Here is a 14425-nt window from a genome sequence, read left to right on the forward strand (position 1 = left end):
TCCCCAGCAGATTCAAACGGTGTTCGAAACTGGGGGCTCACGCATGGACGCGGTGCTGTTCAACCTGACCACGGCGGCACTGATGGTGCTGGTTTTCCTGAGCGCCCGGACGGTGGTCGGGGTCGAAACGATTATGAAGCGGCGCATCCCGTGGTTCGCCGCCGGGCTGACTTCGGTGGCGGTGGCCGGGCTCGTCACGCAGGTGTGCTGGAGCGGGGCGATGGACCTCTTCGACGCCGACCCGGCCAAATCCGGCTGGTGGCGGATCGTCACCTCGGTGTTCATGCAGAACGGCGGCCCGGTCGGGGACGCCTACAACCTGCTGACGCTCGCCGTCATCGCCGCGCTGGCCGAGTGGTTCTGGAGCGGCCCGCTGATGCTGGCGCTGTTCGCCGGGGGCATTTTCCTGCCGCAGCTCGTCGACACGCTGTTCGGCGCGACCGGCGGCAGCACCGACCCGCGCAACTTCGCCGGCAGCTCCGGCGCGACCTACTTCCTCGGCGCGACGCTGGCCGCGGCCCTGCTGCTGCGCAGCCGCGTGGTGAAGGAGCGGCTGCTCGGGGCGAGCGTCCCGGTGTTCGGCCTGGTGCTGTGGTTCGCCCAGGAGAACGGGCACGGTCTGGTGGCGGCGTACGGTTTCGTGCTCGGCGGCGTGGTCTGGCTCGTGGGACGCCGGCTGCTCGACCCGGAGCGCGACCTCACGCGGGCCCCGCGCCGCACGGTCGGCTCGGTCGCCGCGATCGTCCGGAAGCCGCGCGCCGGGGTCTGATCCCGGAGTCCGTTTGCCTTGCGGTGGCCGGGAAAGAACCAGGCGGTTCGGGCAGAAGCGCGGAGCAACCAGGGCAGTTACCGGGTGAGTTCAACTTCCGTCCCCTCCGGCGTCGTCTGGGGTTCAGGCGGTGCTGGTCGACTTGCCGGTGTTCCTGACCGGCCGGCTCGTAGAGGACGAAGTGACACAATTCGCACAAGGCGGGGATGGTGACCCGCTGGCCTCGTACACCGCCGAGGTCGAGGACATCAAAGCCAAGGCCGAGGAGATGACCGAGCGGCTGCGCACCGCCGCCGGGACCGCGCGGACGCCGGACGGCGCCGTGTCCGTGACCGTCGGCGCGGCCGGGGTCCTGCAGGAGATCACCTTCGGTGCCAAGGCTTATCACCGGCCGCCGGAGGCGCTCTCCGCGACCGTGATGCAGCTGATCGCCACCGCGCAGAAGCAGGTTTCGGCCGAGGTCTACGGCGCGTTCGGCGGACTGGTCGGCGGTGAGGGCTCCGAGGCGATATCGATCCTGCAGGAGTTCCTGCCGCAGCCGGACGATGAGGAGGACGAGCCGGCGCCGCCCGCGGCCGCGCCTCCGCCTCCGCCGCCGCACCAGCAGCATCCGCCGCCACCGGCTGCGCCGCCCCGTCCGCAGGAGAACCCGCCGTCGCCTTCGCCGCGCCGCCCGCCCCGGTCGGCCCCGGTCGAGGACGACCTCGACAACAATCCTTGGTAGAAAGGCAGAACCGGTGGCAGGCAACGGTTTCACGGTCATCCCGGACGAGCTGCACAAATTCAGCGGCTACCTCACCGGCACCACCGCGCCCGCGGTGAAGGAGGCCGCCAGCGGCGTGCACGGCGCGAACGGCTTCGACAACCAGGCGTTCGGCATCCTCCTCGCGCAGATCCTCGCCGTCCCGGCGCGGATCGCGATGGGCGTCGTGGCGGGCAACCTGGACAAGATCTCGGACGACGTCAACGCGACGGCGGACGCCACGAAAAAGGCCGCGGAGGCCTACACCAACCAGGACGAGGCCGCTTCGAAAGGGCTCGGGACCTTCAAGGCGGAACTGAAACAATGACAGTCCCCATCACGTCCTCGAACTCGACGACCGGGGCCGGCGCGATCGACAGCTGGCACAGCGTGGCCTCGGCGATCACCGAGATCAAGACCGCCCACGGGGCCGACGCCGCGGCGATCGGCGTCGAGATCGGCGTGACGGTGATCGGCGCGATCGCCGACACCGCCGCGCTGCTGCTGGACCCGCTGGCGAAGCTGGTGTCGGCCGGCCTCGGCTGGCTGATCGAGCACATCTCCTTCCTCAAGGAGCCGCTGGACCAGGTGGCCGGCGACCCGGCGGAGATCAAGAAGCTGGCCGACGAGCTGCACAAGATCGGCGAGACGCTCCGCAACGCCGCCAAGGACATGGACGCGACGCTCGCCGCCCAGGTCACCAACTGGAAGGGCGACGGGTACGAGGCCTTCAAGAAAGAGGTCGAAACCCGGCGCGGGCAGATCGACGACTCGGGCCACTCCGTCGACATCGCCGGCTACGTGGTCGAGACCACGATGGCGCTGGTCACCGCGGTGCGCTCGCTGCTGCGCGACCTGATCACCACGGTGCTGGGCGACATCATCGCCACGGTGCTGGTCGGGCTGGCGATGGCCGCGTTCACCTTCGGCGCGTCACTGGTCGCGGCGGTCGGCACGAGCGTCGCGCTGGCCGCGGCGCAGGCGGTGTCGTTCGCCGCGAAGCTGGCCAGGCTGATGGGCCTGGGGGAGCGGACCGTCGCGCGGCTGGTGAAGCTCTCCGCGTCGATCAAGCCGGTCCCGAAGACCAGCGGGGCGGGGCACGAGCTGACCTCGATCACGCCGCACACGGGCGGCACCGGCACGCCGCACACCGAAACCCCGCCGGGCTCGCCGACTCCGCACAACGACACGCCGGAGGGCACTCCGCCGCCGACCCCACACGACGAGACTCCGTCGCCGACCCCGCACGAGGAGACCCCGCCGGGCACCCCGCACAACGACGACGAGGTGCTGAACGACTGGGTCAACGCGGACAACCACTTCAACGGCCCACCGCAGGGCCAGCACAACCCGCCGCACGAAGACGCGCCGAACCCCCACGACGACACTTCGAGCACCCACGACGACACCCCGACCCCGCACGATGACACGCCGAGTCCGCATGACGAGACGCCGACGCCCCACGACGAGACGCCGACCCCGCATGACGAGACGCCGAACCCGCACGACGAGAGCACGAACACCTCCGGGGACCACACCGACACCCCGCCGGCGAAGCCCCCGGAGCCGCAGTCGCCGCTCAAGCCGTGGGAAATCAAGAAGATGAAGGCGCACGAGGACTGGCTCAAGGGCGCGAGCTGGGACAAGGTCAAGTGGGTCGAGAACCAGTTCAAGACCAACCCGAAGCTCCAGCCGTACTACCCGGTGCTCAAGGGCCTGTCGGACGCTAAGAGCAGCAAGAACTTCGCCGGCTGGGTCGGCAAGGACTTCGTGAACATCGACAAGGCGCTCACCGACATCCAGATGCAGGCCGACGCCGCCTGGGCGGATTCGGACAAGCAGTGGCGCGAGCAGCACCCGGACCCGGCCGGGTCCGATCCCGCCCCGGCCGACTCCGGCCAGCAGAAGGCCTGACCGCCCAGTTTCATAGCTGTACCACCGAGATCCCGCTGCCGACCGGCAGCGGGATCTCGTCGTCTGAAGGGTGCTGGGCGAACGGTCCGGAAGTCTTCGTGAGAGTGCACTTGCATGAACGCACGCGAGTCGTCTACAGTCATGCGAGTCAGCTCTTACGAAGGAGATTCACCCATGACCGCCTCAGCCACCACCAGCCGCACCCGGACCCTCGACCTGGCTGACGGCTTGTCCGTCACCGTCACCGAGTTCGGCGAGAACACCGACGGGCAGGCCGTGCTCCTGCTGCACGGCGGCGCCGGGCCCCGCTCGGTGGCCGGCCTCGCGACCGCGATGTCCGAGCACGTGTACACCGTCGCCCCGATCCACCCCGGCTTCGACGGCACGCCGCGGCCGGAGTGGGCCGACAGCTACGAGGACCTGGCCTGGGCCTACCTGGACCTGCTCGACCAGCTCGACCTGAACGGGGTCATGGTGATCGGCAACTCGCTCGGCGGCCAGATCGCCACCGAGATGGCGCTGCGCGACACCCGCGGCCGCGTCGGCTGCCTGGTCCTGCTCAACGCCTCTGGCCCGAAGCCCGACGACGAGGGCGACATCCTCGACATCCGCACCATTCCGCCGCTCGAAATCGGCGGGCTGTCCTTCGCCAACGCGGCGTTCCGGCCGGACATGGCGAAGCTGACTGACGAGCAGCGCGCGGGCATGGCCGCCAACCAGAAGACCCAGGCCGTGTACGCGGGGGAGAACTTCGTCTACGACCCGAAGATCCGCCGGCGCCTGCACCGCGTCACCCTGCCGGTGCTGGTGGTCTGGGGCGAGCAGGACGGCATCTTCAGCGCCCGTTACGGCCGCACGTACGCCGGCGCGTTCCCGAACAGCCGTTTCGTGCCGGTCGAGGGCGCCGGGCACTTCCCGCAGATCGAGCAGCTGGGCGCCACCCTCGGCGCCATCGGCGATTTTGTCGACACCGTGGTGAAGCCGGGCCAGAACGCCTGATCGAACAACTCGCCGCGCCGGGGGCTGCAGAGCCTCCGGCGCGGCGTTTTCGGTTCCGGGTACGGAAACCGCGGCCTCACTTCTTTCGCTTACGCCGTCCGGGATTCTCCTGGACGAACGCCCGGGTCAGCGTGGCCGCCGTGCTGACGGCGCTGGCGATCGCGTCCTCCGGGTCGAGCCCGGCCAGGTCGATCAGGGTGAACAGCGCCTCGGCGCTGACGACCACGGCCAGGCTGCGGTGCAGCTGCGTCAGCGCGGGGCTGTCCGGGTCGTGTGTCGCGGCCAATGGGGCCAGTGCGTCTTCGATCAGGCCGAACCGCAGGCCCGGGCGGGCGGCGGGGCCCGGATGGGCGACGGTGGCGGCGATCATCGCGCGCACCACCCCCTGCCGGGCGAGCACGTGCCGCAGCAGGAACTCGGCCGCCGCGGCCACCCGTTCCACCGGGTCTTCGGAGCCCTCGACCGACTTCAGCGCTTCGGCCGGCGTGGGCAGCTGCCCGGCGATCGCTTCTTTCAGGAGGCTGGCCAGGTCCGGGAAGTAGCGATACGCGGTCGCTTCGGAAACCAGCGCCGCCTTGGCGATCTCGGGCATGGTCACCTCGCGCCCGGTCCGGCTCAGCTCCGCCGCGGCCGCCACGATCGCCCGGTGCGTGCGCAGCTTCTGGTTCACGCGACCGCTGGTGGTCTGCTCGGTCATCGCTCGCCCCTTCCGTCTCCGGCCAGTTTAGCGTGTCGACTCCGACGATGAGAGCAGACTTGCATAACTGAGACTGACGGGGGTCCCTCGTTCGCGCGGTCGAGGCCGGGCCGGCGAAGTCGTCCTCGAGGCTGATCACCGCCGGCGGCCGGCTGCGGAGACTGGGTGCCCAAGCCGAAGGAGGTCCACCCCATGTCCCGTGTGCTGCGTGACAAAACCGAAGTGTCCTGGAATCGCCTGGTGCCGCGTACGGTCGGCCGGGCCTGGTTCAACGTCGCGCTGGCCGTCGCCGCGGTCGCCTGCATCGCCTTGTCGTTTGTCGTCAATTACGACGGGCGCTGGCAGACGAGCGTTCCGTTCGGGGTGGCACTGGTCTGCTCCTTGACGCTGATCCCGCGGGCGATCGCGGGGCTCGTGATCCTGCGGCGGGAGGCCCGCGATCGGTGAGCGGCCGGTGAAATGCGGAATTACGGCCGGGCGACGATCAGCCGCAGCGAGCCGTCGAACTCCGGCTGGGCGGCCACCGCGCCGTAACGGCGGTGCCACTCGCCCGACGCGAGGTCGGCGCGCAGCCGGGCCACGGTCCGGTCGACGGCTTCGGGCTCGACGAAGCCCCAGGCCGACTGCGACTGGCGGACGGCGGGGTCCAGGAATCGCTCGGGCCGCGCGTAGTAAGCCTCGGTGAACCCGTCGACGCAGTCCGACGGCACCGGGACCGGCGTCACCGTGCTCGTGCCGCCCAGCACCTGCCGGATGTGCTCGATCGCGGGGTAACGGCGGCGTTCGGCGGTGATCAGCTCGGGCGCGTAGTCGGCGAGCCACAGCCGGTCCAGCGCGTCGCCGTCGAAGGTCAGCACCACGACCGGGCCCCGGCTGACCCGCCGCAGCTCACGCAGCCCGGCGTCGGTGTCGGCCCACTGGTGGACGGTGACCGTGGCCATCGCGGCGTCGAAACTCTTGTCCCCGAAGGGAAGGCTCTCCGCGGTGGCGTCGATCGCCTCAGCCAGGTGCGCGGGGCGCTGGGCCCGCATCGACGCGGACGGCTCGACCGCGGTGACCTCGCGGTCTTCGGGCTCGTACGAGCCGGCCCCGGCGCCGACGTTCAGCACGGTCCGGGCGTCGCCGAGCGCGGCGTGGACGAGGGCGGCGATCCGCGGGTCCGGCCGGCGCTGCACGCCGTACCCGGCGCCGTGGGTCTCGTAGTCGAAATCGCCTGCGATCCGGCTGTTCATCGGTCCCCCTCGTCGAGTCCTGCCTCCGCCTCACCCTGCTGGAGATTCCGGTTGCGCGTCAAGGTGTTTCACGGCGAGCCACACCCGGTCGCGGGTCAGCGGCAGCTCGGTGAACCGGACGCCCGTCGCGTCGCGCAGCGCGTTCGCCAAAGCCGGGGCGACGGGGTTGAACGGGCTCTCGCTCATCGATTTCGCGCCGAGCGGGCCGATCGTGTCCGCGGTGGTCATGAAGTGGACTTCCGTGCGCGGCACGTCGGCGAACGCGGGCAGCCGGTAGCGGCGGAAGGCGGCGGTGCCGACCGCGCCGCGCTCGTCCACGCGGACGTTTTCGAACAGCGTGGCGCCGAGGGCCTGGGCGACCCCGCCCTCGACCTGGCCGCGGCACTGCATCGGGTTCATCACCTCGCCGGCGTCGGCCGCGTGCACGCTGCGCAGGATCCGGATCTCGCCGGTGCCAGGGTCCACGGCGACCCGGAACCACTGCGCGTTGAAGGCGACCGAGCGCGGGGTGCCGTCGAAGTGGCCGTCGGCAGTGAGTTCCCGGCCGGCGGCGAGCGCGGCCTGGTGCAGTTCCTTGAGCAGCACCCGTTTCCCGGCGTAACCGACGGCTTCCTCCTCGAGCCGGCACAACGCCCGGTCCACGCCGAGGTGCTCGGCCGCGAAGTCCAGGATCTGCCCGGCCAAGCCCCCGGCCGCGCGCAGCACCGCCTTGCCCGCGACCACCGTGCCGGTCGAGCCGAAGGCGCCGGTGTCGTGGCGGACGAGGTCGGTGTCGGACTGCCGGATCGTCACCTGGCCGGCCGTGGTGCCGAGCTCGCCGGCCGCGATCTGCCGGTGCACGGTGGTGGTGCCGTTGCCGAACTCCGCCGTGCCGACGGCGACGTCGAAGGTGCCGTCGGGGAGCAGGCTGACCCGGGCGTCGGCGAAGTGGCCACGCGGTGGGGCGGTCGCGATCATCGCCAGCGCGGACCCCTCGCCGACGAGCCAGCCCGGTGGCGCGGGCTCGGCGGGTTCGGCGGCGGCCGTGCGGATGATGCCGAGGCACTGGTCGAGGCCGTAACTGGCGATGTGGAGGTCTTCCTCCTCACCGTCCGCGGTGATCATCGCTTCGCCGGCGCGGATGACGTTGCGCTCGCGCAGCACCAGCGGGTCGAGGCCGAGGCGGGCGGCCAGCTCGTCGAGGACCGACTCGACGGCGAAGATCACTTGGCCGAGCCCGTAACCGCGGAACGCGCCCGAAGGCACGTTGTGCGTGTAGACCGAGTAGCCGTCGGCCTTTTTGTTCGGGCACCGGTAAACGGCGAGCGATTCGCCGCAGGCGTGGAAAAGCACGCCGGGGCCGTGGTTCCCGTACGCGCCGGTGTCGGCGACCACGTGCAGGGCCAGCGCTGTGAGGGTGCCGTCGCGGCGCGCGCCCGCCTTGACCCGCACGGTGAACGGGTGCCGCGTGGTGGCGCCGAAGAACTGTTCGGCCCGCGTGTATTCGAGCTTGACCGGGCGGCGCAGGCGCAGGGCCGCGAGCACCACGACGTCTTCGACCAGCATCTCCTGCTTGCCGCCGAAACCGCCGCCGACCCGCCCGGCCACCACGCGGATCGCGTCCTCGGGCAGGTCGAACAGCGCGCACAGCGAGCGCCGGGTGAGGAACGGGGTCTGGGTGCTGGAGCGGACCGTGAGCCGGCCGGTGCCCTCGTCGTCCTCGTCGAACCAGGCCACCGCGCCGTGGGTCTCGAGACTCGCGTGCTGCACTCGCTGGGTCTGGAATGTGTTCTCGTACAAGGCATCCGCCTCGGCGAAGCCCGCTTCCACGTCGCCGACCTCACCGTGCAGCTCGGCGGCGACGTTGTCCTGCGGCCGCGCGATCCCGCTCGCGGCCGGGTCCTTGTCGTGGACGACGGGGGAGCCGGGCCGCAGCGCCTCGCCGGGCTCGATGACCGCTGGCAGCACGTCGTAGGTCACCTCGATCCGGCGGCAGCCCTCCTCGGCGGCGGCCTCGGAATCCGCGACCACCGCGGCGACGCGCTGGCCGACGTGCCGCACCACCTCGTCGAACACCCGCGTGTCGGCCGGGTCGTCCTCGACGTGTTCGTGCTGGGCGCTGGAGTAGAGCCGGTCCGGGGCGTCGTGGTGGGTGAGTACCAAGTGGACACCGGGTACGGCGAGCGCGGCGGCCGTGGTGATGTGGCGAATGCGCGCGTGGGCGTGCGGCGAGCGCAGGAGCTTCAGGTGCAACAGGCCTGGAACGTCGAGGTCGAAGGTGTACCGGGCGGTGCCGGTGACCACTTCAGGTCCGGCCGGCGCGGGCAGGTTCCGCCCGACCGCCTGCCCGCCGGCCGGCTCCTCGACGTGCTTCACCCCGCGCACGGCGTCCTCGATCGCGCGGTAGCCCGTGCACCGGCAGAGGCTGCCCTTGAACGCGCGGGGCAGGTCGGCCAGCTTGTCCTCGTCGAGCGCGGCCGTGGTCATCAGGAAACCCGCCGTGCAGAAGCCGCACTGGAAGCCCTGGGCGTCGAGGAACCGTTGCTGGACCGGGTGCAGCTCGCCGTTCTTGGCCAGGCCCTCGACGGTGGTGACGCTGCGCCCTTCGGCGCGGACGGCCGGGTAGACGCAGCTGTGCACGGGCTCGCCGTCCACGTGCACCGTGCAGGCGCCGCAGTCCCCGGCGTCGCAGCCCTTCTTCACGCCGAAGCAGCCGCGGTCGCGGAGGTAGGTGCGCAGGCACTGGCCGGGCCGGGCCTCGGCCTCGAAGTGCTGCTCGTTGACGGTGATCTTCATCGGGCACCTCACAGGGCGTGTCTGGCCAAGGTCGTGGGTCGCTGTGCGGCCTTCTCGGACCCGCTCAGCTCGCGGCGGATCTCTTCGGCAAAGCGGAAAGCCATGTGGCGCCGCCATTCCGGCAGTCCGTGGATGTCGTCGAACCAGTCGTCCGGGGTGATGGCGCGGGCCAGGGCGTCGTGGAGTTCGCGCTCGTCCGGCAGCGCGGGGAAGTCGAAGCGGAACGGCCGCACGGTCGAGGCCGTGACGGTCACCGCGAACGCGCCGCTCGTGTCGAGCGTCCCGATCACCAGCGCGCCCGAGCGGCCCAGCCCGTAGAGCGAGGCCTGGCGGAACGCCGTGCGCCGGGCCAGCGCGGCGGCGGGCAGGGTGACCGACCGCAGCAGTTCGCCGGTGGCCAGGACCTTGCGGCCGGCGCCGGTGACGAACTCGGTGACCGGCACGCGCCGGGCATCGCCGTCCTGCGCGGTGAGCAGGCAGACTCCGTCGAGCGCGGCGGTCAGGGAGATCATCGGGCCGGCGGGCAGCGCGTTGCACAGGTTTCCGCCCACCGTGGCCATGTTCCAGATCTTGAACGACGCGAGGAACGCCCGGCAGCACTGCTCGACCAGCCCTGTGGCGGGGCGGCCGTCCTGCGCGGCGAAGCGGGACAGCTCGGCGATCGTGCACGTCGCGGCCAGCTCGACCGAACCGTCGCCGAGCCGCTGGACGGGCAGCCAGCCGAACCGGCTCAGGTCGACCAGGCGGCGCAGGTGCGGCTGCGGCTCGGAGAACAGGTAGGTGCCGCCGGCCAGCCAGGCGTCGCCGGGCCGCCAGGGCTCCGCGCGGCGCGGGTCGAGCACGGCGGTCACGGTGTTCAGGTCCACGCTGTCTGCTCCTCTCGCGAGCCGGTCCTTGAAGGAAACAAGATCCGGCGCGGTGATACGAGTGGAGTGCGCTACGGAAAATTCTTCGTGAAACCGGGCGGATCTGGAGCATCATCCAAGGCATGCGGGTGGCTGAACTGCTGGAGCTGGAAACCCTGGACCTGACCCTGACCTGGGGTGATGACGCGCTGTCGGCGCGCGAGGTGCGCGGGGTGACGGTGACCGACCTGGAAGACCCACGCCGCTTCGTCCGGCCCGGTGACCTGGTGCTGAGCGGGCTGGTCTGGTGGACGCCGGAGCACGGCCGGGCCAAGGCGGAGCGGTTCGTCGCGGCGCTGCGCGAGGCCGGGGCGGCCGCGTTGTTCGCCGGCGAGGAGACCCACGGGTCCGTGCCCGCCGCGGTGGCCGACGCCTGCCGCGAGCACGGCGTCCTGCTGGCCCGGGTCCCCGCGCACACCGATTTCCGGGCCATCACCGACGCGGTTTACCTGCGCCAGTGGGGCGACGTCGGCCGGCTGCAGGCGCTGCCTTCGGACACTCACCGCGATCTGGACCGTCTCCTCGCCGAGGGGGCGCCTTTGGGGGAGCTGCTGGACCGGGCGCTCGCGTCTCTTGGCGTGGCGGGCCAGGTCGTGACCGCGACCGGACGGGTGCTGGCCGGGGCTTCGGCGCTGGAGAACCCCCGTGAACTGCCCATCGAGGGCGGCTCGTCCCGGTATGACGCCTGGCGCCTGCGGACTCCGGCCGAGGCCCCGGTGCCGCCGCGGGCGCTGCACGAGATCGCCGCGGTGCTCGGGCGGTACCGGGCTGGGCTGCCTGCTGGGCGGGTTTTGGGGGACCGGTTGGTGTCCGATGTGGACGCACGGCTGGCCGTCGAGGATTCCGGTCTTCCTGGTCCTGGGCCCTACTTGGTGCTCTCGCTTGCCGTGGAAGACGGGGTGGACGCGCTTGACGAGGCTTTGGCTTGGCTGAGCGGAAAGCCGTTTGTTTCCGGGATGCTGCCCCGTGGGGAGGCCGTCGCGGTGGTGTCCGGTGTGGACTGTCTGGCGGAGCTGGCGTCGGTGTGGCCGAAGCTGCACGCCTGCGCCCCGGACGTGCCGTTGCATGCCGGTTTGAGCGCACCGGCCCAGGATGTCGTCGACCTGCCCGGTGCGCTGGACCAGGCCCGGCACGCCGCGGCGGTGGCGCGCCACGGGACGACGGGTTCCCGGATCGTCGCGGCGGGGGAGGTGACCGCGTTGGCTGGCCTTCTGGCTGGGCTGCCTGCGGCGGTGCGTGCCGCTTACCGTGCTGAGGTGCTCGGGCCGTTGCTGCGCCACGACGCGTCGTCGCCGGCGCTATTGCTTGACACTCTGGAGAACTTCCTTTCCTGCAACGGTTCCTGGACGCGTACGGCCGAGGTGATGCACGTCCACGTGAACACGGTGCATTACCGGATCGAACGGGTCGAGCGGCTCACCGGCCGTGACCTCTCGCGGCTGGATCACCGGCTCGACCTGCGGGCCGCGCTCCTGTGCGGATAACCGTCAGAACGGGAAGCCGTGCGCCCGTTCGCGGACGGTCAGCCACTGCCATTGCGTGAACTCGTCCCAGCTGCTCTGCGAGCCGAACCGGGCGCCGTTGCCGGAAGCGCCGAACGGGGCGTACGCGTCGTCCGCGGTCGGCGGAGCCGGTCTGGATGGCGGCGAACAGGCCGTACTCGGTGTCGTTGGCGACCGCCGCGGTCACCCCGGCCAGCACGGTCGGCGAGTAGAACCGCTTCTCGTGGGTGCCGCCCCGCGGTCATGCGGACCTGGCCCTGGTGCATGGCTGTCTCGGGCTTTCCGGGCCGAGTATGGGGTTTCTCCTTCGGAGCTGAGGAGAAACGCCCTCGGCGGCGGCGCGGCGCCTCGCGCGTAATCGCGTCAGGGAGAGTCCCACGATCGTGGTGTGAATGGCTTCCCCAGGCTTGCTTCAGAACAGGCGGCCCGACCGGGACCGTGCGTAGAGTCGGGCCCATGCCAGGGGACGAAGGCCTGCTCACCGAGGGTGTCACGCAGGGGCTGAGCGCCGCCGAGGTGGCGGAGCGGGTGGCGGCGGGGCGGACCAATGATGTGCCCTCGCGGGTGAGCCGCGGGAGCTGGGAGATCGTCCGGGCGAATGTGTTCACCCGGATCAACGCGATCTTCGGCGTCCTGGCGGTGATCATCTTCTCCACCGGGTACCTGCTCGACGGGCTGTTCGCCGGGCTGATCGTGGCCAACAGCGTGGTCGGGATCGTGCAGGAGCTGCGGGCGAAGCGGACGCTGGACCGGCTGGTGATCGTCGGGCAGGTGCGCCCGACGGTGCGGCGCGACGGCGTGAGCCGGGAGGTGCCGCCCGGGGAACTCGTCGTCGACGACGTGGTCGAGGTCGGCGCGGGGGACCAGATCGTGGTGGACGGCTCGGTGCTGGCGGCGGAAGCCCTGGAGGTGGACGAGTCGCTGCTCACCGGCGAGTCGGACCCGGTTCTGAAGCACCCGGGTGAGGAGGTCATGTCGGGCAGCTTCGTGGTGGCGGGCAGCGGGGCGTACCGCGCGACGAAGGTGGGCCGGGAGTCCTACGCGGTGCGGCTGGCCGAGGAGGCCGGGCAGTTCACCCTCGTCGATTCCGAGCTGCGCCGGGGGATCGACAAGATCCTGAAGGTCGTCACCTACGTGCTGGTGCCGGCCGGCGCGCTGTCGATCTACAACCAGCTTTCCGGCTCGCAGGCCCTGCCCGACGCGCTGCGCGGGATGGTGGCCGCGCTCGTCCCGATGGTCCCCGAAGGCCTGATCCTGCTGACCTCCGTCGCGTTCGCGGTCGGCGTGGTGCGGCTGGGCAGGCGGCAGTGCCTGGTCAACGAGCTGCCCGCGATCGAGGGGCTGGCGCGGGTGGACGTCGTGTGCGCCGACAAGACCGGCACGCTCACGGAGAACGCGATGCGGCTGGCGGAGGTGCGGCCGCTCGGCGAGCCGGACGTCGCCCCCGAGACCGTGCTGGCCGCGCTGGCCGCCGCGGATCCCCGCCCGAACGCGAGCCTGCTGGCGATCGCGGAGGCGACCCCGCCCGCGCCCGGCTGGACCGCCGGGTCGGTGACGCCGTTCTCCTCCGCGCGCAAATGGAGCGGCGCGAGTTTCGGCGAGCACGGCGACTGGGTGCTCGGCGCGCCCGACGTCCTGCTGAACGCGGGGTCGGAGGAGCGCGCGGAGGCGGAGCGGATCGGCGCGCAGGGACTGCGGGTGCTGCTGCTCGGCCGCGCCGGGCAGGCAGTCGACGGGCCGGGCGACGTGACCCCGGTGGCCCTGGTCGTGCTGGAACAGAAGGTCCGCGACGACGCGCTCGCGACGTTGGACTACTTCGCCGGCCAGGGCGTCGCGGTCAAGGTGATCTCCGGTGACAACGCCGTTTCCGTCGGCGCGGTCGCCCGCACGCTCGGGCTGCCCGGGGCCGACGCGCCGGTCGACGCCCGGACCTTGCCCGAAGACCCCGAACAGCTGGCCGGGAAACTCGAGGGCGCCGCGGTGTTCGGGCGGGTCACGCCGGCCCAGAAACGGGCCATGGTCGCGGCCCTGCAATCGCGCGGGCACACGGTCGCGATGACCGGGGACGGCGTCAACGACGTGCTCGCGCTCAAGGACGCCGACGTCGGCGTGGCCATGGGCGCGGGCAGCCCGGCCACCCGCTCGGTGGCGCAGATCGTCTTGCTGGACAACGCTTTCGCGACCTTGCCGTACGTCGTGGGCGAAGGCCGGCGGGTGATCGGCAACATCGAGCGGGTCGCCAGCCTGTTCCTCACCAAGACGGTGTATTCGGTGCTGCTGGCCCTGATCGTCGGCGTTCCGGGCCTGATCGGCTACGACGCGGTGCCGTACCCGTTCCTGCCCCGGCACGTCACGATCGTCGGCTGGTTCACCATCGGCCTGCCCGCGTTCGTGCTGTCGCTGGCGCCCAACAACGACCGGGCCCGCGGCGGGTTCGTGGGCCGGGTGCTGCGGACGGCGGTGCCGGCCGGGATCGTGATCGCGGCCGCCTCCTTCACCGCGTACGTCCTGGTGCATTCGGGCGCGACCGACCAGGTCCAGGCGAGCACGACCGCGCTGATCACCGTGATGGCGCTCGCGTTGTGGGTGCTGGGCGTCGTCGCCCGGCCGTACACCTGGTGGAAGGCCGGGCTGGTCGCGGCGATGGTCGTGATATCCGGGCTGATGTTCGTGGTGCCGCTGAGCCGGCGGCTGTTCCTGCTCGACCCGAGCAACAGCGCGTACACGTTGACCGCGCTCGCCTGCGCTGTGGCAGGCATCATCCTGATCGAACTCAGCCGCTGGGTCGAGCGCCGGGTGCGTCCGGACCAGCGTTGAACCCGCAGATCAGGCGGCGGTGCCGCGCGCACGGCGAGGCCGGGTAAGTCGGGCAGACTCGTTGCCCCGAGGC

Annotated in this window: 12 protein-coding genes; 8 read left to right on the forward strand and 4 right to left on the reverse strand. The window is 71.4% G+C overall.

What is annotated here, in order from left to right:
• Positions 1-19 precede the first annotated feature (19 nt).
• The 5 genes from OG371_RS32140 (at position 20) to OG371_RS32160 (ending at position 4424) form a co-directional block, all read left to right on the forward strand.
• Entirely contained in the window at positions 20-769 is a 750-nt protein-coding gene (locus OG371_RS32140; RefSeq protein WP_329059233.1) for a hypothetical protein, read from the forward strand.
• Between the two features lie 181 nt (positions 770-950).
• On the forward strand, positions 951-1493 hold the full coding sequence (locus tag OG371_RS32145; protein ID WP_329059235.1) for a YbaB/EbfC family nucleoid-associated protein: 543 nt from the start codon (positions 951-953) through the stop codon (positions 1491-1493).
• A 13-nt stretch (positions 1494-1506) separates the two neighbouring features.
• Positions 1507-1839: a hypothetical protein gene (locus tag OG371_RS32150; protein WP_329059237.1), complete on the forward strand. Its 333-nt coding sequence runs from the start codon at positions 1507-1509 to the stop codon at positions 1837-1839.
• A complete protein-coding gene (locus tag OG371_RS32155) occupies positions 1836-3425 on the forward strand; it encodes a WXG100 family type VII secretion target (protein WP_329059240.1) in 1590 nt (529 codons plus the stop codon). The genes OG371_RS32150 and OG371_RS32155 overlap by 4 nt, the downstream gene beginning before the upstream one ends.
• A 174-nt stretch (positions 3426-3599) precedes the next feature.
• The gene (locus tag OG371_RS32160) at positions 3600-4424 is read left to right on the forward strand and encodes an alpha/beta fold hydrolase (protein ID WP_329059241.1); all 825 of its coding nucleotides are present in this window, start codon (positions 3600-3602) and stop codon (positions 4422-4424) included.
• A 76-nt stretch (positions 4425-4500) separates the two neighbouring features.
• Here the strand turns inward: OG371_RS32160 and OG371_RS32165 are convergent, their stop codons facing one another.
• Positions 4501-5121 (reverse strand): TetR/AcrR family transcriptional regulator, encoded by a 621-nt coding sequence (locus OG371_RS32165; protein WP_329059242.1) that lies wholly within the window; start codon positions 5119-5121, stop codon positions 4501-4503.
• A gap of 192 nt (positions 5122-5313) precedes the next feature.
• Between OG371_RS32165 and OG371_RS32170 the strand changes: the two genes are divergently transcribed.
• Positions 5314-5568 carry a hypothetical protein gene (locus OG371_RS32170; protein ID WP_329059243.1) on the forward strand — a complete coding sequence of 85 codons (255 nt, stop codon included), beginning with the start codon at positions 5314-5316 and terminating at the stop codon, positions 5566-5568.
• A gap of 20 nt (positions 5569-5588) precedes the next feature.
• Here OG371_RS32170 and OG371_RS32175 read toward each other — a convergent pair whose 3' ends face one another.
• From OG371_RS32175 to OG371_RS32185, 3 genes are read right to left on the reverse strand one after another with little or no spacing between them, the layout of a single operon-like run.
• Positions 5589-6353, reverse strand: coding sequence for a class I SAM-dependent methyltransferase (locus OG371_RS32175; protein WP_329059244.1), 765 nt, complete (start codon positions 6351-6353; stop codon positions 5589-5591).
• A gap of 30 nt (positions 6354-6383) precedes the next feature.
• On the reverse strand, positions 6384-9128 hold the full coding sequence (locus OG371_RS32180; RefSeq protein ID WP_329059246.1) for a molybdopterin-dependent oxidoreductase: 2745 nt from the start codon (positions 9126-9128) through the stop codon (positions 6384-6386).
• 8 nt (positions 9129-9136) lie between these two features.
• A complete protein-coding gene (locus OG371_RS32185) occupies positions 9137-9994 on the reverse strand; it encodes an FAD binding domain-containing protein (RefSeq protein ID WP_329059247.1) in 858 nt (285 codons plus the stop codon).
• 122 nt (positions 9995-10116) lie between these two features.
• Between OG371_RS32185 and OG371_RS32190 the strand changes: the two genes are divergently transcribed.
• Both OG371_RS32190 and OG371_RS32195 read left to right on the forward strand, forming a co-directional pair.
• Positions 10117-11517 carry a helix-turn-helix domain-containing protein gene (locus OG371_RS32190; protein WP_329059249.1) on the forward strand — a complete coding sequence of 467 codons (1401 nt, stop codon included), beginning with the start codon at positions 10117-10119 and terminating at the stop codon, positions 11515-11517.
• A 474-nt stretch (positions 11518-11991) separates the two neighbouring features.
• Complete coding sequence (locus OG371_RS32195) at positions 11992-14352, forward strand: HAD-IC family P-type ATPase (protein ID WP_329059250.1); 2361 nt, start codon at positions 11992-11994, stop codon at positions 14350-14352.
• Positions 14353-14425 lie beyond the last annotated feature (73 nt).

The sequence above is a fragment of the Amycolatopsis sp. NBC_01480 genome (assembly GCF_036227205.1).
Classification (GTDB): Bacteria; Actinomycetota; Actinomycetes; order Mycobacteriales; family Pseudonocardiaceae; genus Amycolatopsis.